Raw genomic sequence first — 20,585 nt, forward strand, 5'->3', positions numbered from 1 at the left:
ACCGGAGGAAAACGTGGCACTTCCCCAGCTGACAGAGGAACAGCGCGCTGCGGCGCTGGAGAAGGCCGCCGCCGCCCGCCGCATCCGTGCTGAGCTGAAGGAGCGGCTGAAGCGGGGCGGTACCACTCTGGTCGACGTGTTGAAGCAGGCCGAGGAGAACGAAGTCCTCGGCAAGATGAAGGTCTCGGCTCTGCTCGAGGCTCTTCCGGGCGTCGGCAAGGTCCGTGCCCAGCAGACCATGGAACGACTGGAGATCGCACCCAGCCGTCGTCTTCGCGGCCTCGGCGACCGGCAGCGCAAGGCGCTGCTGGCCGAATTCAGCGGCGAGTGAGCGGCACCGGTCAGGACCACCCGGTGAACCCGGGCGCTGACCGCGGCGGTGAGCCGGTGGCGGGAGTTGCATCCCGGCACCGGCTCACGGTCGTATCGGGGCCTTCGGGAGTCGGGAAGTCGAGCGTGGCCAAGGAGCTGCGCAAGCTGGATCCGGAGATCTATTTCAGCGTCTCGGTGACCACCAGGAAGCCGAGGCCGGGTGAGGTGGACGGCGAGCACTACCACTTCATCGACCGGGCCGAGTTCGACCGAATGGTCGCCGACGGCGAACTGCTGGAACACGCCGAGTTCGCGGGCAACTGCTACGGCACCCCGCGCGGGCCCGTCGAGCGGGTGCTCGCCGAAGGCCGCAACGCCATCCTGGAGATCGAACTCCAGGGCGCGCGGCAGGTCCGCAAGGCGATGCCGGAGGCCCGGCTGGTGATGCTGATGCCGCCGTCGTGGGAAGAACTGGTCGGCAGGCTGACCGGCCGCGGCACCGAAAACGAGGCCGCGGTGAAGGCCAGGCTGGCCGAGGCCGAACGCGAACTCGCCGCCGCCGGGGAGTTCGACGAGCGCGTTGTCAACGCCGACGTGCGAGAGGCCGCTGAGCAGTTGCTAAACTTGATAACCGGCGACAACTAGACCGAAGATTCGGAGCACCACGAGTGACGACTCAGGCCACGCTGCACGAAGAGCTCGAAGGCATCACCAACCCGCCCATCGACGACCTCCTCGAGAAGGTCAGCTCGAAGTACGCGCTGGTGATCTACTCGGCCAAGCGCGCTCGCCAGATCAACGACTACTACGCCCAGCTGGGCGAGGGCCTGCTGGAGTACGTCGGCCCGCTCGTCGAGCCGGGCCCGCGCGAGAAGCCGCTCTCCATCGCCCTGCGCGAGATCCACGGCGGCCTGCTCGAGCACACCGAGGGTGAGTAGGGACTCGATGGCCACGGCGGCTGTCAAGGTGACCCGGCGCGACTCTGCCGAGAACACCGTTGAGTAAACCCAAGGTCGTCCTGGGCGTAGGTGGCGGGATCGCCGCCTACAAGGCCTGTGAGGTCCTGCGCGGACTGACCGAATCCGGTCACGACGTCCGCGTGGTCCCTACCGAAGCCGCGCTGAACTTCGTCGGCGCGGCCACCTTCGAGGCACTGTCCGGGAACCCGGTGAACACCGGCGTGTTCACCGAAGTGCCCGAGGTCCAGCACGTCCGCGTCGGCAAGGAAGCCGACCTGGTGATCGTCGTGCCCGCCACGGCGAACCTGCTCGCCAAGGCCGCGCACGGCATCGCGGACGACCTGCTGACCAACACCCTGCTCACCGCCCGGTGCCCGGTCGCCTTCTTCCCGGCGATGCACACCGAGATGTGGGAGCACCCGGCCACCCGTGACAACGTGGCGTTGCTGCGCTCGCGCGGCCTGATCGTCGCCGAACCCGCCGCCGGCAGGCTGACCGGCAAGGACACCGGCAAGGGACGGCTCGCCGACCCCGCCGAGATCGTCGACCTCGCCCGGCTCCTGCTCGCCGTGCCGAAGGCCCTCCCGCGCGACCTCGAAGGCGTGCGCGTGGCCATTTCGGCGGGCGGCACCCGCGAGCCACTGGATCCGGTCCGGTATCTGGGCAACCGCTCGTCGGGCAAGCAGGGCTACGCGCTCGCCCGGGTCGCCGCCCAGCGCGGCGCCGAGGTCACCCTGGTCGCCGCGCACACCATCGCGCTGCCGGAGCCCGCGGGCGCGAAGGTCGTCCACGTGTCGACCGCCGAGGAACTGCGCCAGGCGATGCACGCCGAGGCCGCCACCGCCGACGTCGTGGTGATGGCCGCGGCCGTCGCCGATTTCCGGCCATCGAACCGGGCGGACCACAAGATCAAGAAGTCCGACGACGCGCCGGATCCCGTGGTCGAGCTCGCGCGCAACGCGGACATCCTGGCCGAACTGGTGCGAAACCGGACAAACGGCCAGGTGGTCGTCGGTTTCGCCGCGGAAACCGGGGACGACAAGGGTGGCGTCCTTGATCACGCCAGGGTCAAACTGAAGCGCAAGGGTGCGGACCTGCTGGTGGTGAACGCCGTCGGTGAGGGGAAGGCCTTCGGGACCGAGGACAACTCGGGCTGGCTGCTCGGGGCCGACGGCACCGAAATCCCGATCCCCCTCGGCGCCAAGGCCGAACTCGCGTCCACATTGTGGGATGCTGTTGTGACCTTGATGAAGCGTTGAGAGTCCCCCAAGCGATAGTCAGTAGGCTTGATTGCAAGCTGAGGGGTGCCTAACTTACTGGGCATCAGACGTCTAGGTGAGGGAGTGACGGCCACCGTGAGCGCGTCCACGAGCAGACTGTTCACGTCGGAATCGGTGACCGAAGGTCATCCCGACAAAATTTGCGATGCCATCAGCGACTCGATCCTGGACGGTCTGCTGGCTAAAGACCCGCGCAGCCGGGTCGCGGTCGAAACCCTCATCACCACCGGGCAGGTGCACGTCGCCGGCGAGGTGACCACCGAGGCCTACGCGGACATCCCGACCATCGTCCGCGACGTGATCCTGAAGATCGGCTACGACTCTTCGGCCAAGGGCTTCGACGGCAACTCCTGCGGCGTCAACGTCGCGATCGGCTCCCAGTCGCCGGACATCGCGCAGGGCGTCGACACGGCGTACGAGTCCCGCGTCGAGTCCGACGAGGACGAGATCAACCGTCAGGGCGCGGGCGACCAGGGCCTGATGTTCGGCTACGCCTGCTCGGACACCCCCGAGCTGATGCCGCTGCCGATCGCGCTGGCGCACCGGCTCTCGCAGCGCCTGACCAGGGTCCGCAAGGAAGGCGTGCTGCCGTACCTGCGCCCGGACGGCAAGACCCAGGTCACCATCGAGTACGCCGGCGACCAGCCGGTGCGGCTCGACACGGTGGTCGTGTCCACCCAGCACGCCGACGGCATCGACCTCGAGCAGATGCTCGGCGTCGACGTCCGCGAGCACGTGGTCGCCCCGGAGATCGCCGAGCTCGGTCTCGACACCTCCAACGTGCGGCTGCTGGTCAACCCGACCGGCCGCTTCGTCATCGGCGGTCCGATGGGTGACGCGGGCCTGACCGGCCGCAAGATCATCGTCGACACCTACGGCGGCATGGCCCGTCACGGTGGCGGCGCGTTCTCCGGCAAGGACCCCTCCAAGGTGGACCGCTCGGCCGCGTACGCGATGCGCTGGGTGGCGAAGAACGTCATCGCCGCCGGTCTCGCCTCGCGTGCCGAGGTGCAGGTGGCGTACGCGATCGGCAAGGCGGCCCCGGTGGGCCTCTTCGTCGAGACCTTCGGCACCGAGACGGTCGACCCGTCGAAGATCCAGGCCGCCATCCAGGAGGTCTTCGACCTGCGTCCGGCCGCGATCATCCGCGACCTCGACCTGCTCCGCCCGATTTACGCGCCGACGGCCGCGTACGGCCACTTCGGCCGTCCCGAGCTGGAGCTCCCGTGGGAGAGCACGGCGCGGGCCGCGGACCTGAAGTCGGCCGCAGGCGCCTGATCCGTCCGTGAAGGCCTCCTTGCCTACCTTGAGGGTAGGGAAGGAGGCCTTCACTACGTCACCGGCTGATGTGGCGGAGGGCCCTGACCAGCGCGACATGTGCCCCAGGAGCGTGTGCGATGAACGGTCCGTTGCTTGCAAAATTCGCAAGTAACGGACCGTTCATCGCACGCGGTGACAGGCAGTGGCGACGGAGTCTGGTAGAGATCACCGGGTGAGCAGCAGTCCCGAACCGACCCCGCTGTGGGACCTTCCGGAGCCGAAAGCCGAGCCGTCGCGGAAGGCCAAGCCGGCGCGCGCGAAAACGGCCAGCCGTCGCGGCGCGCAGAACCCCGCGCCCGAGAACCCGGTCGCGCGGATCGTCGTGGACATCCCGCTCACGCACCTCGACCGGACCTTCGACTACCGGATCCCGGAGAAGTTGCACGAAGCCGCCGTGCCCGGCTGCCGGGTACGCGTCCGGTTCGCGGGCCAGCTCGTCGACGGGTACCTCGTCGAGCGCACCGACGCCACGGAGTTCACCGGCAAGCTCGCGTACATCGACCGGGTGACCTCCAGCGAGCCGGTGCTGCCTCCGGCGCTGCACACCCTCTGCCGGTCCGTCGCGGACCGGTACGGCGGCACGCTCAGCGACGTTCTGCGGCTCGCGATCCCGTCCCGGCACGCGAAGGTCGAGGCCGAACCGCCCGCCGAACCCGCGCAGACGCCGGAGCCACCCGAAACGACCGCCTGGGAGAAGTACCAGAGCGGTCCGGCGTTCCTGGAAGCCGTCGCGGAACGGCGGCCGGCCAACGCCGTTTGGCAGGCGCTGCCGGGCGAGGACTGGCCTCGCCGCCTCGCCGAAGCCGCCGCCGTCGCGGCCGCCGCGGGCCGGGGTGTCGTCATGGTCGTTCCCGACCACCGCGACCTGACGCGGCTCCACGACGCGTGCGTTTCCTTGCTGGGCGCCGATTCCGTGGTCGCGCTGATCGCCGGGCTCGGCCCCGCCGAGCGCTATCGCCGGTGGCTCGCGGTGCTGCGCGGCGCGGTGCGCGTCGTCGTCGGCACGCGCGCGGCGATGTTCGCGCCGGTCGCCGATCCGGGCCTCTTCGTGGTGTGGGACGACGGCGACGACGTCCACCTCGACCAGCACGCGCCGTACCCCCATGTTCGCGACGTGCTGATGGATCGCGCGCACACCGCGAAGGGCTCCATGCTCGTCGCCGGTTTCGCGCGCACCGCCGAGGCGCAGTTCCTGGTGGAATCAGGCTGGGCGCAGCCTCTCGTGGCGGCCCGCCCCGAGCTGCGGGCGGCCGCGCCGAGGGTCACGCCGGTCGGTGAGGACTTCGACGTCGCCCGGGACGAAGCGGCGAAGGCCGCGCGGCTCCCATCGGTCGCGTTCGAGGCGGCGCGGCAGTCGTTGGCCGGCGGATTCCCTGTGCTGGTCCAGGTTCCGCGTCGCGGTTACGTTCCGGGGCTCGCTTGCGGCAACTGCCGGACGTCGGCGCACTGCCGTCGTTGCGCGGGTCCGCTTTCCTTGCCGGGCGGGCTGATCGACGGCGCGCCGAGGCCGCCGGCCTGCCGGTGGTGCGGCGTCCCCGAGACGAACTTCCATTGCGCGGCTTGCGGTTCGGTACGGCTGCGGGCGGTCGTCGTGGGCTCCAAGCGCACCGCGGAGGAGCTGGGCCGCGCGTTCTCCGGATTCCCCGTGCGTACTTCGGGTGCGACGGAGGTTTTGGCTTCGGTACCCGGGAAACCGGCGCTGGTGGTGTGCACGCCGGGCGCCGAGCCGGTCGCGGAAGGCGGCTACGGCGCGGCGCTGCTGCTGGACGGCTGGGCGCTGCTGGGGCGGCAGGACCTGCGCGCGGGGGAGGAGACCCTGCGCCGCTGGATGGCGGCGGCGGCCCTGGTGCGACCGGGGACCGAAGGCGGTCGCGTGTTCGTCGGCGCGGAAGCGGGCCTTTCGGTGGTGCAGGCGCTGGTGCGCTGGGACCCGGGCTGGCACGCGAGCCTGGAGCTTGCCGAGCGGCGCGAACTCGGGTTCCCGCCCGCGATGCGGATGGCGAGCGTCGAGGGCACGCCGGACGCGGTCGCCGGATTGCTCGACGACCTCGCCCTCCCGGAGACCGGCGAGGTGCTGGGCCCGGTGCCGCTCGGAGACGTCGACGAGGACGGCAACGCCGAACGCGAACGGGCACTGGTGCGCGTCGCGCGTCCGGACGGGAAGGCGCTCGCCGCCGCGATCCACGCGGCCGCCGCCCGCCGGGACGCGCGCAAGGCGTCCGAGCCCATCCGGATCCAGCTGGACCCTCTGGAGCTCATCTAACCTCCGCGTTTCGTCCTCTGGATGCGGTAGTTCGACCTCGAACTACCGCATCCAGAGGACTAATTGCGCGGGGTCAGAGCGTCGTGCCGGGGGTGGCGAGGACGTCGGCGCGGGCCGAAGAGCCCGGAGCGGGCGTAGCCGGCTTCGCGGCTGAGCCACCGAGAGCGGCGGTGAGCAGGGTGACGATCTGCGAAGAGATCGCCGCCCGCCGCGCCTCGAAGCCGGCGTCGGTCAGCGCCGAAGGATCGGCGGGCGTGCCGAGGACGGGCGTGTGCAGGTGCCCGCCCGCGATCCCGTCCAGGCCGAGTCCCGTCCGGAGCCGGTTGCTTCTGAACATCGATTCATTCGACAGATAATTGCCGCCCCCGCCCGAAGCGGCGACCTCACCGGGCTTCGGCGCGTCCGTCCGGCACACCGCGGTGCCGGTCCCCGGCTTCGAGCTGTCCGGCCAGACGCAGAACGCCTGGTTGTACAGCACCTGGTACGCCCCGGCGGGCGCGGCGAGCATCTTTTCGTAGGGCAGCGTGGTTTCGATGAACTGGACGTCCGGCTGCGGCCAGCCGCGGGCGGGCGGGACCGGGCCGCGGACGGGCTCGTCGAGGTTGTCCGGCGAGCCACCGCGCCACGCACCGGCCCAGCGTTCGATGTCGAACCGGCCCGGGCGGCCCTGGCTGATCGTCATGATCAGCTCCGGGCGGCGGAAGCGGTCCGTGAACGCCCGACCGTAGGCCGCTTCGACGATGCCGGCGTCGAAGTAGCTCCACACCACCGGGAACGAGACGGCCTGCACCTGCGCGGGACCGGTCGGGGTCTGGATCACCTTGCCGTCGAGGTGCAGCGCGGCCGCGCCCGACGGGTTCGCGATGCGGACTCCCGCGCCGTTGAGGGTGAACGGGTCGAATCCGCTCACCAGCACCCGGCGCAGCTTCGGGCCGGACGGGAAACGGGAGTCGTCGAGTCCGCGCGCGCCGAGGTCGAACGTCTTCAGCAGCTCCGCGCGGGCGGGTGCGGACAGCGGGAAGCTCGGCGTCCACTGCCGCAGCGCTTTGCTCATCCGCAGGCGTGCCCAATAGAGCGGGCGGTCGTCGGCCTTGTCGATGGTGCCGAGATCGGGACGGCGGCCCTGCGCGCGGTCGACCGCGGTCCGCCAGAGCCCGTCACCGGCGGTCCCGGCGAGCTTCCCGGCGCGCAAAGCGGTCTTGGTCGCGCAAAGACGGGCCGTGAAGTCGGAGACGAGCTTGTCGAATCCGGCGAGCCGGACGAGCTCCGGACCGACCGCCGGGCCACCCGAAGGCAGGGTCGCGGTGAGCCGCTTCTCCTCGACGGTGATCGCGGCGGACTCGTCGAAGCAGGCACGGGCGCCTTCGGCTCGGGCGACGCCGGGGACAGCGAGGACGGGGAGTGCGATGAGCAGCGGGAGGAGCGCGCTCCGCCGCCTGCCGGGTGTCTTCATGGGCCGCATTCTTCTCATCGAGGCCTGCCCGCACTACCGACGTTCGCAGGTCCGGCCGGGTCTTGTCCGAGGTGGACAGGCGGGGCAGACTCGCGCCATGGCCGCGCACAGAAGCACTCTGGGACGCATCACCGCAGTCACCGCGATCGCCGCACTGGTCGGCACGGCCGCGCCGGGTACCGCGGCCGCGGCACCACCGACCCCCAAGTCGCCGACCGCCGTCGGCTATCTGGGCGCGGTGTCGAGTATCGACGCGGACGCGACCGCGATCGGCACGAAGATCCTGCGCGAGGGCGGCAACGCCGTCGACGCCGCCGTCGCGACGGCGGCCGCGCTGGGCGTCACCGACCCGTTCTCCGCGGGCTTCGGCGGTGGCGGCTTCTTCGTCTACTACGACGCGCGCACCGGCAAGGTGCACACCCTCGACGGCCGCGAGACCGCGCCGTCGACGGCGAACGAGAACCTCTTCGTCGAGAACGGCAAGGCGATCCCGTTCCCGGAGGCCGTCACCAGCGGGTTGGGCGTCGGCGTGCCCGGCACGCCCGCCACCTGGGACGAAGCCCTGCGCAAGTGGGGGACCAGGTCGCTGGCGAAGGCGGTCAAGCCCGCCGAACTCCTCGCCCGCAAGGGCTTCACCGTCGACCAGACCTTCACCACCCAGATCGCGAACAACGCCGCCCGCTTCTCGGCGTTCCCGTCGACCAGGTCGCTGTACCTGCCCGGCGGCGCGCCGCCCGTGGTCGGCACGACGTTCAAGAACCCGGACCTCGCCGGCACGTACGCGCAGCTCGCCGCCAAGGGCACCGACGTGCTCTACCGCGGCCCGATCGGCGCGGACGTCGTCGACACCGTCCGGAAGCCGCCGGTGGACCCGGCGTCGACGCTGAACGTCCGGCCCGGTGACATGACGGCGGCCGACCTCGCGAAGTACCGCGTCGTCGAGCGGAAGCCGACCAAGACCCGGTACCGCGGCCTCGACGTCTACGGCATGCCCGCGCCGTCGTCCGGCGGGCTGACCGTCGGCGAGGCGCTGAACATCCTCGAGAACACGAAGCTCTCCAAACGGGAGAAGGCCGACTACCTGCACTACTTCCTGGAGTCGACGCGGTACGCCTTCGCCGATCGCAACCGGTGGATCGGCGACCCGGCCTTCGTCGACGTCCCGGCGAAGGAACTGATCAGCCAGAAGTTCGCCGACAGCCGCGCGTGCCTGATCGACCCCGCGAAGGCCGGGACGAGCCCGGTCGCACCGGCCGACCCGCGCAAGCACACGCCGTGTGTGGCGGGGACGAACGCCGCGCCGACGCCGTACGAGGGCGAGAACACCACGCATCTCACGGTCGCCGACCGGTGGGGCAACGTCGTCGCGTACACGCTGACCATCGAGCAGGAGGGCGGCAGCGGCATCGTCGTGCCGGGCCGCGGGTTCCTGCTCAACAACGAACTGACCGACTTCTCCTTCACTCCGGTGACGCCGGGTGTGCCCGACCCGAACCTGCCGGGCCCGGCGAAGCGGCCGCGTTCGTCGATGGCGCCGACCATCGTGCTCGACCACGGCAAGGCGTTCCTCGCCGTGGGCTCGCCCGGTGGCGCGTCGATCATCACCACGGTGCTGCAGATCCTCACCGGCCGTATCGACCGCGGGCTGAAGCTCGCCGACGCGATCGCCGAACCGCGCGCTTCGCAGCGGAACTCCGCGGCCGCGCAGGTCGAGCGGGTGTTCCTGGATCAGACCGAGGTGCTCAAGGCGCTGAAGGCCAAGGGACAGGGCTTCTCGGCGACGCCCGCGGAGATCGGGGCGGCGACCGGTGTCGAACGGCTGCAGGACGGCCGGTGGCTCGCCGCCGCCGAACCCACGCGCCGGGGTGGCGGCTCGGCGGCCGTCGTGCTGCCCTGGCCGCCGCGGTAGGTCCCCGCTCACGTGCAATGAAGGGGCCTTTCATAGCAAAATTTGCGATGAAAGGCCCCTTCATCGCGGCCCTCGGTGGGCACGGGGAGAGCGAGCGCGCCCCGGCGGCGGGGCCCTTCTAGACTGAGCGGCGATGTTCGCCCAGTCAGAGGTACCCGTCCCCCCGGCGGAGGTGCGTTGATGCGCCTCGTCTTCGCCGGCACCCCCGAGCCCGCCGTCCCGTCGCTGCGCGCGCTCCTCGCGTCCGAGCGGCACGAGGTCGTCGCCGTCGTCACCCGCCCGGACGCACAGGCCGGCCGCGGCCGCCGGGTCGTCCGGTCCCCGATCGGCGCGCTGGCCGACGAGCACGGGATCGAGGTGCTGACCCCGCCGAAGGCGAGCGACCCCGCGTTCCTCGCCCGGCTCGCGGAGATCGCGCCCGACGCGTGCCCGGTGGTCGCGTACGGGGCGTTGCTGCCCCAGGCCGCGCTGGACATCCCGGCGCACGGCTGGGTCAACCTGCACTTCTCGCTGCTGCCCGCGTGGCGTGGCGCCGCGCCGGTCCAGGCCGCGATCCGCGCCGGGGACGAGATCACCGGCGCCTCGACCTTCCGCATCGTCAAGGAACTCGACGCGGGCCCGGTCTTCGGCGTGGTCACCGAGCAGATCGCCGACACCGACACCGCCGGGGAACTGCTCGCCAGGCTGGCGGAGTCCGGGGCGAAGCTGCTCGTGTCCACGATGGACGGGATCGCCGACGGAACGCTGCGTGCGGTGGAGCAGACCGGCGACGGAGTGACCTACGCGCCCAAGGTGACCGTCGAGGACGCACGCGTGTCGTTCGCCGACCCGGCCACCGCGGTCGACCGGCAGATCCGCGCGGTCACGCCGGAACCGGGCGCTTGGGCGGAGTTCCGGGGCGAGCGGTTGAAGCTCGGCCCGGTGACGGTCGTCGACGAGCCGGGGCCCCCGCCCGGTGAACTGGTCGTGGAGCGCAAGCGGGTCCTGGTCGGCACGGCGTCGAAGCCGGTGCGGCTGGGCGAGGTGCAGGCGCAGGGGAAGAAGCGGATGGCGGCCACCGACTGGGCGCGCGGTACGAGGATCGAACAAGGAGAGCGCCTGCAGTGAACGAGCGTAGGGAACGCCGGCCGTCGAGGCCGGATCGCGGCCGTCCGGGCCAGCGTAAAGAGGGGCCGAGCCGCCCGCCGCAGATCGACCCGGCTCGCCAGGTCGCCTTCGACGTCCTGCGCGCGGTCCGGGAGGACGACGCATACGCGAACTTGGTGCTGCCGCAACTGCTGCGCACCCGCCGGATCTCCGGTCGTGACGCGGCGCTGGCCACCGAACTGACCTACGGCACCTGCCGCGCGGTCGGCATGCTGGACGCCGTCATCGAGGCCTGCCTCGACCGGCCGCTGGCCAAGGTGGACGCCATCGTGCTGGACGGGCTGCGGCTCGGCGCGTACCAGCTGCTGCGCACCCGCATCCCCCAGCACGCCGCCGTCGGGTCCACTGTGGACCTCGTCCGCGCCGAAGTCGGTTCCTGGATCGCGGGTTTCGTGAACGCCGTGCTGCGCTCGGTGTCCGAAAAGGACGAAGAGACCTGGCTGAACGAGCTGGCGCCCGACGAAGCCGCCGACCCGATCGGGGCCTACGCCCTGCGGACGGCGCATCCGCGCTGGGTCGCCCGGTCGTTCGCGGAAGCCTTGGGGGACAAGGGGCCTGAGCTGAAGGCGGCCCTGGAGGCCGACGACGACCGCCCCGACGTCCATCTGGTCGCCCGGCCCGGCGAGATCAGCGCCGAGGAGCTGGCCGCCATCACCGGTGGCGACGTCGCGCCGTACTCGCCCTACGGCGTCCGGCTGCCCGCGGGCTCCGGCGACCCCGGCGACCTCGAACCGATCAAGGAAAAGCTGGCCGCGGTCCAGGACGAGGGCAGCCAGCTGTGCGCCTACGCCGTCACGAGAGTCCCGGTCTCCGGCACCGACGTGCGGTGGCTGGACCTGTGCGCCGGCCCGGGTGGCAAGGCCGCGCTGCTCGGCGCGCTGGCGGTGGCCGCCGGCGCGACCGTCGACGCCGTCGAGAAGGCCCCGCACCGGGCGAAGCTGATCGAGAAGGCCGTCCAGGACCTGCCGGTGACCGTGCACGTCGCCGACGGCCGCGAGACCGGTCTCGAACCGGGCTACGACCGCGTCCTGGTCGACGCGCCGTGCAGTGGACTCGGCTCACTGCGGCGCCGCCCCGAGGCACGCTGGCGCCGTCAGCCCAGCGACATCTCGGACTTGACGAAACTGCAGGGCCAGCTGATCATCGCGGCGCTGGACCTGGTCCGGCCCGGCGGCATCGTCACCTACGTCGTCTGCTCGCCGCATCTGGCCGAGACCGAAGGCGTCGTGGGGGAGACCGCACGCCGCGCCGGCGCCCAGATCGTCGACGCGCGGGAGTTCTTCCCGGGTGTCCCGCAGCTCGGCAACGGCCCGTACGTCCAGTTGTGGCCGCACCGCCATGGCACGGACGCGATGTTCTGCGCCGTCCTGCGGAAGCCGGAATCCGCCGGGTGAGCAGGGTCCTCGGCCTGGTCGCGAGCTCGTGCGGCGGACTGGACACCCGGTTCGCCGCGCAGCTCGCGAAACCGGCCGCGGACCGCGGCTGGGAGCTCGCGATCACGCTGACCCCCACCGCGGCCCGCTGGCTGGAGGAGACCGGCGGGTTCGGTGACCTCGAAAAGTGCACCGAGCTGCCGGTCCGCAGTACCTCCCGGCTGCCGGGCGAACCCCGGCCGCATCCGGATCCCGAGGTGTTCCTCTTCGCGCCCGCGTCCGCGAACTCCGTCGCGAAATTGGCGCTGGGCATCGCCGACAACCAGGCGCTCACCCTGCTCGGCGACGTCCTCGGCACGCCGGGCATCACGATCGTGCTGGGCTACCAGATCCAGGACACGCGGATCCACCATCCGGCGTGGCAACGCCATCTCGACACGCTCGCCTCCGCCGGGGTCACCACCGCGAGGCTCAGCCCGGAGGCCTCGTGGACCTCCGTGCTGGACCTGCTGCCGTCGGTTTAGCGGGCGCAGAACCCGGTGTCCAGCGCCTTGGCGAGGTCGTCGGCCACCTTGGGCGGCGCGGGATTCAGATTCACCACGACGTTCACCCGCCTGCCGTGCGGGACGGCGCCCGACAGGTTCGCGTAGCCGACGATGTTCCCACCGTGCCCCCAGAACCTGCCGCCGCACGACAGCGGGACGGACGCGATCCCGAGGCCGTACTCCCCGCCCGGGAGCCCGACGGGCGCAGGAACAGTCCGCTGCATCTCCGCCAGCTGTGCACGCGGCAGGAGGCGGCCGTCGACGAGCGCGCCGTAGAACCGGTTCAGGTCCGCGCCGGTCGAGATGAGCCCGCCGGAGGCCCCGGCGGCCGACGGATCGAATTCGGTGTAGTCGGTGTGGCCCGGTGCGTAGCCCCTGGCGTGCGGATACGGCAAGTCTTCGTCGCCGCGCGACGGCAGGGAGGTGTCGCGCAGGCCGAGCGGTTCGGTGATCCTGCTCCGGATTTCGGTGGCGACGGAACGACCGGTGAGCTTCTCGATCAGCATCCCGGCGATGATGTAGTTCGTGTTGGAGTACGACCAGCTCGTGCCGGGCGCGAACGACGGCGGATGCGCGAGACCGATCGCCACCAGCTCCTCGGGTTCGGCACCGCGATGGCGCCACTCCTCGAGGTCGAGGTCACGGAGATAGTCGTAGAGCCCGCTGGTGTGCTGGAGCAGCTGGCGCACGGTGATCTTCGTGCCGTCGTTGCCGTTCCCGCTGACGAGCCCCGGCAGGTACCGGTCGATCGGCGTGTCCAGCCGGACCTTTCCCTCGGCGACCAGTTGCAGCACGAGGACGGCGACGAACGTCTTCGTGATACTGGCCGCCCGGAACTTCGAGCCGTGTGGGAACGGTGTCCCGGTCTCGACGTTCCCGACGCCTTCGCGCTCCGACCACGTCCGCCCGGACGGGTTCGTCACCGTCGCCTGCGCGCCGGGAACTCCGTCCAGCACCAGCGTTTTCAGCGCTTTGTCGACGTCGTGATGGGCCCCGGTCACGGCGAGCGCCGGGGTGGCCGTCGTCGCGGCGAGCAGCGCGACCAGGGAACCGGTGGCGATGATCTTCTTGCCTGGCAAGGATTTTCGCATGGATACCAAGCTAGGGACGCTCGGGCGCGGTGGCCATGGGGCAGGCCCCACGCCGGACCGGGGGTCTGCCCCACCTGGCCGTGAAGGCCTCCTTCCCTACCCTCAAAGTAGGGAAGGAGGCCTTCACGGACTCTCGGGTGCAAGGCGCCGCGGCCACTTTCGCGACACGGCCGGGCGTGGGGCCGCGCGAGGAGAGGCCTAGCGCAGGCTGTGCCCCGGTGCGACGATGCCGGTCTCGTAGGCGAACACCACCGCCTGGCTCCGGTTGGCCGCGCCCAGCTTCCCGAAGATGTTGCCCACATGGGTCTTGACGGTTTCGAGACTGATCACCAACTCGGCCGCTATGTCCACATTTGACATCCCGGTGGCGATGAGCCGCAGCACCTCGGTCTCCCGTTTCGTCAGCGAGGAAGGCCGCGGAGCGAGGCCGGACGGCGTCGGGCGCGCGGTGACCATCCGCCGGATGGCGTCGGGGAACAGCAGTGTCTCCCCGGCGGCGATGGTCCGGATGGCGTGCGCGAACTCCTCCTTGCGGGCCCGCTTCAGCAGGAATCCGCTCGCCCCGGCCAGCAGCGCGTCGTAGACGTAGTCGTCGTTGTCGAACGTCGTGATCACGAGGACCTTCGGCGGTTCGGGGATTTCGGCCAGTACCCGCCGGGTCGCCTCGATCCCGTCCACCCCGGGCATCCGTACGTCCATCAGGACCACGTCGGGATGCGTCCGCCGCACCAGATCGACCACTTCGCCGCCGTCGCCGGCCTCCCCGGCCACGGTCAGATCGGGCTGGTTGTCCAGCAGCGAGCGCAAACCGGCACGCAGCAAGGGTTCGTCGTCGACGATCAGGACACGCAGGGTCATGGGCGCGACCGTAGCGGGATCGTGGTCACCAGCCGCCACAGCGGCTCCCCGTCGACGGCGGGGCCGGCGACGAGCTCGCCGCGCAGCGCTTCGACGCGTTCGGTGAGACCCGGCAGTCCGTTGCCGCCGCGGCCGGAAGCGGCCGTGTGCTCCACGAGCGGGTTCACGATCTCGATCCGCAACGCGTCGGCGAGCACCGCGACCCGCACGGTCACCGGGCCGGGATGAGCGTGCCGCAGCGCGTTCGTCAGTCCTTCTTGGACGATCCGGTACGCCTCCCGCGAAAGGGTCGCGGGAAGTTCCGCGGCGGGCCCGCTCAGCTCGTAGTCGATCACCGCGCCACCAGCGCGAGCCCGTTCGGCCAGCGTGCCGACCTCGATCAGCCGTCGTTCGGGTTCGCGGGAGGACCGGTCGTCCCGCAGCAGGCCCAGTACGTGGTCGAGGTCTTCGAGCGCCGCACGGGACGACTCCTCGATGGTGCCCAGCGCCCGGCGCACCAGCTGCGGTTCGGAATCGACCAGTTCGGCGGCCGCGGCCGCCTGGATGGTCGACGTCGTCAGCGTGTGGCCGATGGAATCGTGCAGTTCGCGGGCCAGCCGGTTGCGCTGTTCGAAGTGGTTCGCCCGGACTTCGGCGGCGGCGACGCGTTCGGCGGCCGAGGGACCCAGCAGCGCGACCGCGCTGTACTGGAACAGTTTGGTGAAACCTGCGAGGACGTAGGCGATGACGACGAGCGTGACCAGCGCGATCGGCAGTGTCCACAGCCCGCCGGTGCCCGATTCGATCGTCACCCGTTCCCCGAAGAACTCGATGGGGCTGCCGCCGCCTCCAGCCCACACGATGGCGAACACGAAGCCGAGCATCAGGAAACAGCCGAGGCCGAACAGCACCCAGCCGAGCGCGGTGTGCACGAGCAGCCAGGCCGCCGAACGCCAGCGCTCGGCCCAGGCGACCTTCGTGTTCGGCAAGGGCTGCGCGATCCGGGTGCCCAGCATCTGGTTGGAGAACCAGATCCCGACCCGCCGCATCGGCCCCGGCAAACCGGCCAGCACGACCAGCACGCCCATGGCGAGCATCCCGTAGACGAACTTCAGCCGCACGTCGCCGGGAATCAGCACGGCGGGGATGAGCGCGATCGGGAACGGCACCGCCGTCATCACCATGCCGAGGAGCCCGAACGGCATGCTGCGGTAGCCGCCGATCCGCACGAGGGGTTTCAGGGGGTTGACCATGACCGGAACGCTATTCGGCGGCGCGTGCGCGCACCTCCCACTGCGGTGCCATTTCGCGTCATACTGCAGACCGGGTCGCCGGTCACAGCCGGTTAGCGGGCGTTAGCGGCGCCCTCCTACACTCGGGCGCGTGGCTCACCGACCTTTGATCGCACCCAGCATCCTCTCCGCGGACTTCGCCCGCCTCGGCGAAGAGATCCGCGCCGTCGCGGGGGAGGGGGAAACCCGCGCGGACTGGGTCCACGTCGACGTCATGGACGCGCATTTCGTGCCGAACCTGACCCTGGGCCTGCCCGTGGTGCGGTCTCTGCTCAAGGCCACCGACGTGCCGATCGACTGCCACCTGATGATCGAGAACCCCGACAAGTGGGCCATCGGGTACGCCGAGGCGGGCGCCTACAACGTCACCGTGCACGTCGAGGCCGCGCACGACCCGATCGCGCTGGCGAAGAACCTGCGCGCCGCCGGGGCGAAGGCCGGTCTGTCGATCAAGCCGAACACGCCGATCGAGGACCACCTCGAGACGCTCAAGCACTACGACACGCTGCTGGTGATGTCGGTCGAGCCCGGTTTCGGCGGTCAGTCGTTCATCGAGGGCGTCCTCGACAAGGTGCGCACCGCGCGGCGCCTCGTCGACACCGGCCACCTCAAGCTCGTCGTCGAGATCGACGGCGGGATCAACGCCGACACCATCGAGCAGGCCGCCGAAGCCGGTGTGGACTGCTTCGTCGCCGGTTCCGCCGTCTACGGTGCCGAAGACCCTGGTAAGGCGGTCGCGGCGCTGCGCGAGCAGGCGGCCCGCGTCCGCGGCTGATCCCGCCTCGGTGATCCGCCGTCGGGTCAGGAGAAGGAATCGGCCCCGATGGGTGTTGGATGTGGGGAGCACCGTTCCCAGCGACGGTGCGAGCCAGGAGGAGGGCAGCAGGAGTGTTCACCGGCATTGTCGAGGAACTCGGCGAGGTCACCGCGGTCGAGCAGGTCCCGAACGCCGCGAGACTGACCGTTCGGGGGCCGCTGGTGACCAGCGACGCCGGGCACGGCGACTCCATCGCGGTGAGTGGCGTGTGCCTCACCGTGGTCGCGGTGGCGGGCGGTGAGTTTACCGTCGATGTCGTGCACGAGACCCTGCAGCGCTCCAGCCTCGCGAAGGTGCAGGTCGGCGACGTCGTCAACCTCGAACGCGCGACGCCGGCGGGCGGCAGGCTCGGCGGGCACATCATGCAGGGCCATGTCGACGGCACCGGCGTCTTCCTCAAACGCGACGAGCAGGGACTCACCACGTTCGCGCTGCCGAAGAAGCTGTCCCGGTACGTGGTCGAGAAGGGGTCGATCGCGGTCGACGGCGTCTCCCTCACGGTCGCTTCGGTGACCGACGAGGAGTTCTCCGTCGCCCTGATCCCGACCACCCTCGAACTCACCACGCTCGGCCGGAACACCCCGGGTGACCTGGTGAACCTCGAGGTCGACGTGGTCGCCAAGTACGTCGAGAAGCTGGCCATGCCGCACCTGCGCGCGCAGGGGGACAATGGCGGTACGGAGGAGCGGGCGTGAGCGAGACGAGTGCGATTCCGGGGTCGGCGGATCTGACCCCCTGTGGAGGCGGGGTGGCCGTGAACGCCGATGCCATCGAGGCGGCCATCGCCGACATCAAGGCCGGCCGTCCGGTCGTCGTGGTGGACGACGAGGACCGCGAGAACGAGGGTGACCTGATCTTCGCGGCGGAGAAGGCCACGCCGGAACTGATGGCCTTCATGGTGCGCTACACCTCGGGGTACGTCTGCGTGGCGCTGACCGAACCCGAGGCGGACAGGCTCGACCTGCCGCCGATGTACCACACGAACCAGGACCAGCGCGGCACCGCGTACAGCGTCACGGTCGACGCCGCGGAGGGCATCACCACCGGTATCTCCGCGGCCGACCGGTCGCACACCGTCCGGCTGCTCGCCGACCCGGCGTCCAAGGCGTCGGACTTCCGGCGGCCCGGCCACGTGGTCCCGCTGCGCGCCAAGCAGGGCGGTGTCCTGCGGCGCCCGGGGCACACCGAAGCCGCCGTCGACCTGGCCCGGCTCGCCGGGCTTTCCCCGTCCGGCGTGCTCTGCGAGATCGTTTCGCAGAAGGACGAGGGCGACATGGCCCGCCGCGACGAACTCGAGGTCTTCGCCGCGGACCACGACCTCAAGATGATCACCATCGCCGACCTGATCGCGTACCGGCGGCGCACCGAGAAGCAGGTCGAGCGGGTCGCCGAGGCGCGTATCCCGCTGGCCGCGGGCACGTTCCGGGCGGTCGGCTACGACAGCCTGCTCGACGGGATCGAGCACATCGCGTTCGTCTACGGCGAGATCGGCGACGGCGAGGACATCCTGGTCCGCGTGCACTCCGAGTGCCTGACCGGTGACGTCTTCGGTTCGCTGCGCTGCGACTGCGGCCCGCAGCTGGAGGCCGCGCTGGAAGCGGTCGCCAAGGAAGGGCGCGGGATCGTGCTCTACATCCGCGGCCACGAGGGCCGCGGCATCGGGCTGCTGCACAAACTGCAGGCCTACCAGCTGCAGGACGCCGGCGCGGACACCGTCGACGCGAACCTGCAGCTCGGCGTCCCCGCCGACGCGCGGGACTACGGCACCGGCGCGCAGATCCTGTGCGACCTCGGCGTCCGCTCGATGCGGCTGCTGACGAACAACCCGGCCAAGCGGGTCGGGCTGGAGGGCTACGGCCTGCGGGTGAGCGGGCGGGTGTCGCTGCCGATCTCGCCGAACCCGGAGAACCTGCGCTACCTCAAGACCAAACGGGACCGGATGGGGCACGACCTGTCCCAGCTGGAGCATTTCGACCAGGTCGGCGCCGAGGTCGACCAGGGCAACGGAGGTGGCACGCGGTGAGCGGCGAGGGCCGTCCGGACGTCGAACTCGACCTGTCCGACTGTAAGAACATCCGGCTCGGGATCGTGGCCACGCGCTGGCACACGAAGATCACGAGCGCGCTGCTGGAACGCGCCCTCGAGGCGGCCAAGGCGGCCGACCTGGAGGAGGAGCCGACGGTCGTGCGCGTCGCGGGCGCCGTCGAACTGCCCGTCGCCGCGCAGGCGCTGGCCCGCACGCACGACGCGGTCGTCGCGCTGGGCGTGGTCATCCGGGGCGGGACGCCGCATTTCGAGTACGTCTGCGACGCGGTCACCGCGGGCCTGACCAGGGTCGCGCTCGACGAGAGCACCCCGGTCGGCAACGGCGTCCTCACCTGCGACACCGAGCAGCAGGCCCTCGACCGGTCGGGGCTGCCCGGCTCCGCCGAGGACAAAGGCTACGAAGCGACGGTCGCCGCGCTGGACGCCGCGCACGCGTTGCGGAACCTGCGCCAGCCGTGGACCGAGCGGGGCTTCGTGTGAGCGTCGAGGCGGATGTGATGACGGAATCCGAGGTCGTGGTGGTGCGGCCCCGCCGTGCCCTGGTGATGTGCTCGGTGCTGGCGGTGATCATGCTGGCGACGTTCGTGGTCGTCGCGGTCCTGCTGCGCGGCTCGGACACCGGCGTGATCTTCCAGCCGTCCGACCAGGCGGCGATGATCGGTATCGGGGTCCTGCTCGCCGCGGGCACGATGCTGTTCGCGACCGCGCGCGTGAAGGCCGACGCCGACGGCATCGAGGTCCGGAACGTGCTGATGACCAAGAAGTTCGCGTGGAGCGAGGTGCTCTCGGTGAGCTTCCCGGACGGGGCCTCGTGGGCGCGGCTGGAACTGCCGGACGACGAGTACTACTCGGTCATGGCGGTGCAGGCGGTGGACCGGGAACGCGCGGTGGCCGCGGTGCGGGCGCTGCGGCGGCTGCACAAGGCCGCCTGGGAAGGCTGACGCGGCTCTCTTTGCAGTGCAATGAAGGGGCCTTTCATAGCAAAATTTGCTATGAAAGGCCCCTTCATTGCGTTCGGGGGTGCCGACCGCGACCTCCAGGTCACCAAGTCCGTGAAGGCCTCCTTCACTACCCTCAAGGTAGGCAAGGAGGCCTTCACGGACCGGCAAGCGCTCAAAGCGAAAGATCCACCACGATCGGCGCGTGGTCCGAGGGCCCCTTCCCCTTCCGCGCCTCACGGTCCACATAGGAATCCGTCACCGCACCGGCCACCGTCGCGTCGGCGTAGACGAGGTCGATCCGCATTCCCTTGTTGTTCGGGAAGTTCCCGGCCCGGTAGTCCCAGTACGTGAACGGGTGGTCGTACTTCAGCGGCCGCGGGAACACATCGGACAGCCCGAGGTCGCGCAGCGCGGCGAGCGCCTTCCGCTCCGGCTCGGTCACGTGCGTCGATTCGGCGAACAGGCCGATGTCCCACACGTCCGCGTCGGTCGGCGCGATGTTGAAGTCGCCGAGCACCGTGAACGGCAGCCCGCGCGCCTGCTCCTCCCGCACGGTCGCCTCCAGCGCCGAAAGCCAGGCGAGTTTGTAGCCGTAGTGCGGGTTCTCCAGGTCACGCCCGTTCGGCACGTACACCGACCACAGCCGCAGCCCGCCGCAGGTGGCGCCGATGGCCCGCGCGTCGGCCTTGTCCTCGAAGGTGGGCTCGCCGGTCAGGCCCCGTGTCACGTCTTCCAAGCCGACGCGGGACACGATCGCGACGCCGTTCCAGCGTCCGATGCCGTACGCGGCCGTCTCATAGCCCAATTCCTTCACGGCGTCGAAGGGGAAGGCGTCGGTGCCGCATTTGAGTTCCTGCAAGCACAGCACGTCCGGCTGTACCGAGCCGAGCCAGTCCAGCACCCTTGGCAGCCGGGGTCCGATCGAGTTCACGTTCCAGGTCGCGATCCGCATGCCCGCGAGCGTCCCACACCCCACCGACACCCTGACGTGAAAGGGCCCC

At 70.7% G+C, this 20,585-nt stretch carries 20 protein-coding genes; 15 read left to right on the plus strand and 5 right to left on the minus strand.

From position 1 onward, the window contains the following. Positions 1–13 precede the first annotated feature (13 nt). From mihF to AC069H_RS23570, 6 genes are all read left to right on the plus strand, one after another. The gene (gene mihF / locus AC069H_RS23545; protein ID WP_003096398.1) at positions 14–331 is read left to right on the plus strand and encodes an integration host factor, actinobacterial type; all 318 of its coding nucleotides are present in this window, start codon (positions 14–16) and stop codon (positions 329–331) included. Continuing rightward, the gene (gmk, locus tag AC069H_RS23550) at positions 328–957 is read left to right on the plus strand and encodes a guanylate kinase (protein WP_478233834.1); all 630 of its coding nucleotides are present in this window, start codon (positions 328–330) and stop codon (positions 955–957) included. The genes mihF and gmk overlap by 4 nt, the downstream gene beginning before the upstream one ends. A gap of 23 nt (positions 958–980) precedes the next feature. Next, positions 981–1,250, plus strand: a complete 270-nt coding sequence (rpoZ, locus tag AC069H_RS23555) for a DNA-directed RNA polymerase subunit omega (RefSeq protein ID WP_005152353.1) — start codon at positions 981–983, stop codon at positions 1,248–1,250. 59 nt (positions 1,251–1,309) lie between these two features. Next, positions 1,310–2,530: a bifunctional phosphopantothenoylcysteine decarboxylase/phosphopantothenate--cysteine ligase CoaBC gene (gene coaBC, locus AC069H_RS23560; protein WP_478233835.1), complete on the plus strand. Its 1,221-nt coding sequence runs from the start codon at positions 1,310–1,312 to the stop codon at positions 2,528–2,530. A 96-nt stretch (positions 2,531–2,626) separates the two neighbouring features. Then, entirely contained in the window at positions 2,627–3,829 is a 1,203-nt protein-coding gene (gene metK / locus AC069H_RS23565) for a methionine adenosyltransferase (protein ID WP_478227609.1), read from the plus strand. A 214-nt stretch (positions 3,830–4,043) separates the two neighbouring features. Next, positions 4,044–6,134 (plus strand): primosomal protein N', encoded by a 2,091-nt coding sequence (locus tag AC069H_RS23570; RefSeq protein WP_478233836.1) that lies wholly within the window; start codon positions 4,044–4,046, stop codon positions 6,132–6,134. A 73-nt stretch (positions 6,135–6,207) separates the two neighbouring features. Here the strand turns inward: AC069H_RS23570 and AC069H_RS23575 are convergent, their stop codons facing one another. Next, positions 6,208–7,587 carry a pyroglutamyl-peptidase I gene (locus tag AC069H_RS23575; protein WP_478227504.1) on the minus strand — a complete coding sequence of 460 codons (1,380 nt, stop codon included), beginning with the start codon at positions 7,585–7,587 and terminating at the stop codon, positions 6,208–6,210. A gap of 97 nt (positions 7,588–7,684) precedes the next feature. On the opposite strand from AC069H_RS23575, the gene ggt reads away from it, so the two are divergent. From ggt to AC069H_RS23595, 4 genes are all read left to right on the plus strand, one after another. Beyond that, entirely contained in the window at positions 7,685–9,496 is a 1,812-nt protein-coding gene (gene ggt / locus AC069H_RS23580) for a gamma-glutamyltransferase (protein ID WP_478233837.1), read from the plus strand. Positions 9,497–9,676: 180 nt separating this feature from the next. Further along, the gene (gene fmt / locus AC069H_RS23585; RefSeq protein WP_478227506.1) at positions 9,677–10,603 is read left to right on the plus strand and encodes a methionyl-tRNA formyltransferase; all 927 of its coding nucleotides are present in this window, start codon (positions 9,677–9,679) and stop codon (positions 10,601–10,603) included. Next, positions 10,600–12,036: an RsmB/NOP family class I SAM-dependent RNA methyltransferase gene (locus AC069H_RS23590; protein WP_478233838.1), complete on the plus strand. Its 1,437-nt coding sequence runs from the start codon at positions 10,600–10,602 to the stop codon at positions 12,034–12,036. Before fmt ends, AC069H_RS23590 begins: the two co-directional genes overlap by 4 nt. Further along, on the plus strand, positions 12,033–12,539 hold the full coding sequence (locus AC069H_RS23595) for a flavoprotein (RefSeq protein ID WP_340683134.1): 507 nt from the start codon (positions 12,033–12,035) through the stop codon (positions 12,537–12,539). Before AC069H_RS23590 ends, AC069H_RS23595 begins: the two co-directional genes overlap by 4 nt. Here AC069H_RS23595 and AC069H_RS23600 read toward each other — a convergent pair. The 3 genes from AC069H_RS23600 to AC069H_RS23610 form a co-directional block, all read right to left on the minus strand. Next, positions 12,536–13,651: a serine hydrolase domain-containing protein gene (locus AC069H_RS23600; RefSeq protein ID WP_478233839.1), complete on the minus strand. Its 1,116-nt coding sequence runs from the start codon at positions 13,649–13,651 to the stop codon at positions 12,536–12,538. The two genes, AC069H_RS23595 and AC069H_RS23600, sit on opposite strands and share 4 nt — an antisense overlap. Positions 13,652–13,849: 198 nt before the next feature. Then, positions 13,850–14,509, minus strand: coding sequence for a response regulator transcription factor (locus tag AC069H_RS23605; protein ID WP_478227510.1), 660 nt, complete (start codon positions 14,507–14,509; stop codon positions 13,850–13,852). Continuing rightward, positions 14,506–15,741 (minus strand): sensor histidine kinase, encoded by a 1,236-nt coding sequence (locus tag AC069H_RS23610; protein ID WP_478227511.1) that lies wholly within the window; start codon positions 15,739–15,741, stop codon positions 14,506–14,508. The genes AC069H_RS23605 and AC069H_RS23610 overlap by 4 nt, the downstream gene beginning before the upstream one ends. Before the next feature lie 145 nt (positions 15,742–15,886). On the opposite strand from AC069H_RS23610, the gene rpe reads away from it, so the two are divergent. The 5 genes from rpe (at position 15,887) to AC069H_RS23635 (ending at position 19,584) form a co-directional block, all read left to right on the plus strand. Then, the gene (gene rpe / locus AC069H_RS23615; RefSeq protein ID WP_478227610.1) at positions 15,887–16,555 is read left to right on the plus strand and encodes a ribulose-phosphate 3-epimerase; all 669 of its coding nucleotides are present in this window, start codon (positions 15,887–15,889) and stop codon (positions 16,553–16,555) included. A 113-nt stretch (positions 16,556–16,668) separates the two neighbouring features. Then, the gene (locus AC069H_RS23620) at positions 16,669–17,292 is read left to right on the plus strand and encodes a riboflavin synthase (RefSeq protein ID WP_016333119.1); all 624 of its coding nucleotides are present in this window, start codon (positions 16,669–16,671) and stop codon (positions 17,290–17,292) included. Positions 17,293–17,345: 53 nt separating this feature from the next. Continuing rightward, positions 17,346–18,620 carry a bifunctional 3,4-dihydroxy-2-butanone-4-phosphate synthase/GTP cyclohydrolase II gene (locus tag AC069H_RS23625; RefSeq protein ID WP_185927029.1) on the plus strand — a complete coding sequence of 425 codons (1,275 nt, stop codon included), beginning with the start codon at positions 17,346–17,348 and terminating at the stop codon, positions 18,618–18,620. After that, positions 18,617–19,123 (plus strand): 6,7-dimethyl-8-ribityllumazine synthase, encoded by a 507-nt coding sequence (ribH, locus tag AC069H_RS23630; protein WP_340683130.1) that lies wholly within the window; start codon positions 18,617–18,619, stop codon positions 19,121–19,123. Before AC069H_RS23625 ends, ribH begins: the two co-directional genes overlap by 4 nt. Before the next feature lie 17 nt (positions 19,124–19,140). After that, positions 19,141–19,584, plus strand: a complete 444-nt coding sequence (locus AC069H_RS23635; protein ID WP_125674999.1) for a PH domain-containing protein — start codon at positions 19,141–19,143, stop codon at positions 19,582–19,584. A gap of 172 nt (positions 19,585–19,756) precedes the next feature. Here the strand turns inward: AC069H_RS23635 and AC069H_RS23640 are convergent, their stop codons facing one another. Next, positions 19,757–20,536 carry an exodeoxyribonuclease III gene (locus AC069H_RS23640; protein ID WP_478227512.1) on the minus strand — a complete coding sequence of 260 codons (780 nt, stop codon included), beginning with the start codon at positions 20,534–20,536 and terminating at the stop codon, positions 19,757–19,759. Positions 20,537–20,585: the final 49 nt, after the last annotated feature.

Source organism: Amycolatopsis sp. NPDC043887 (assembly GCF_056435665.1).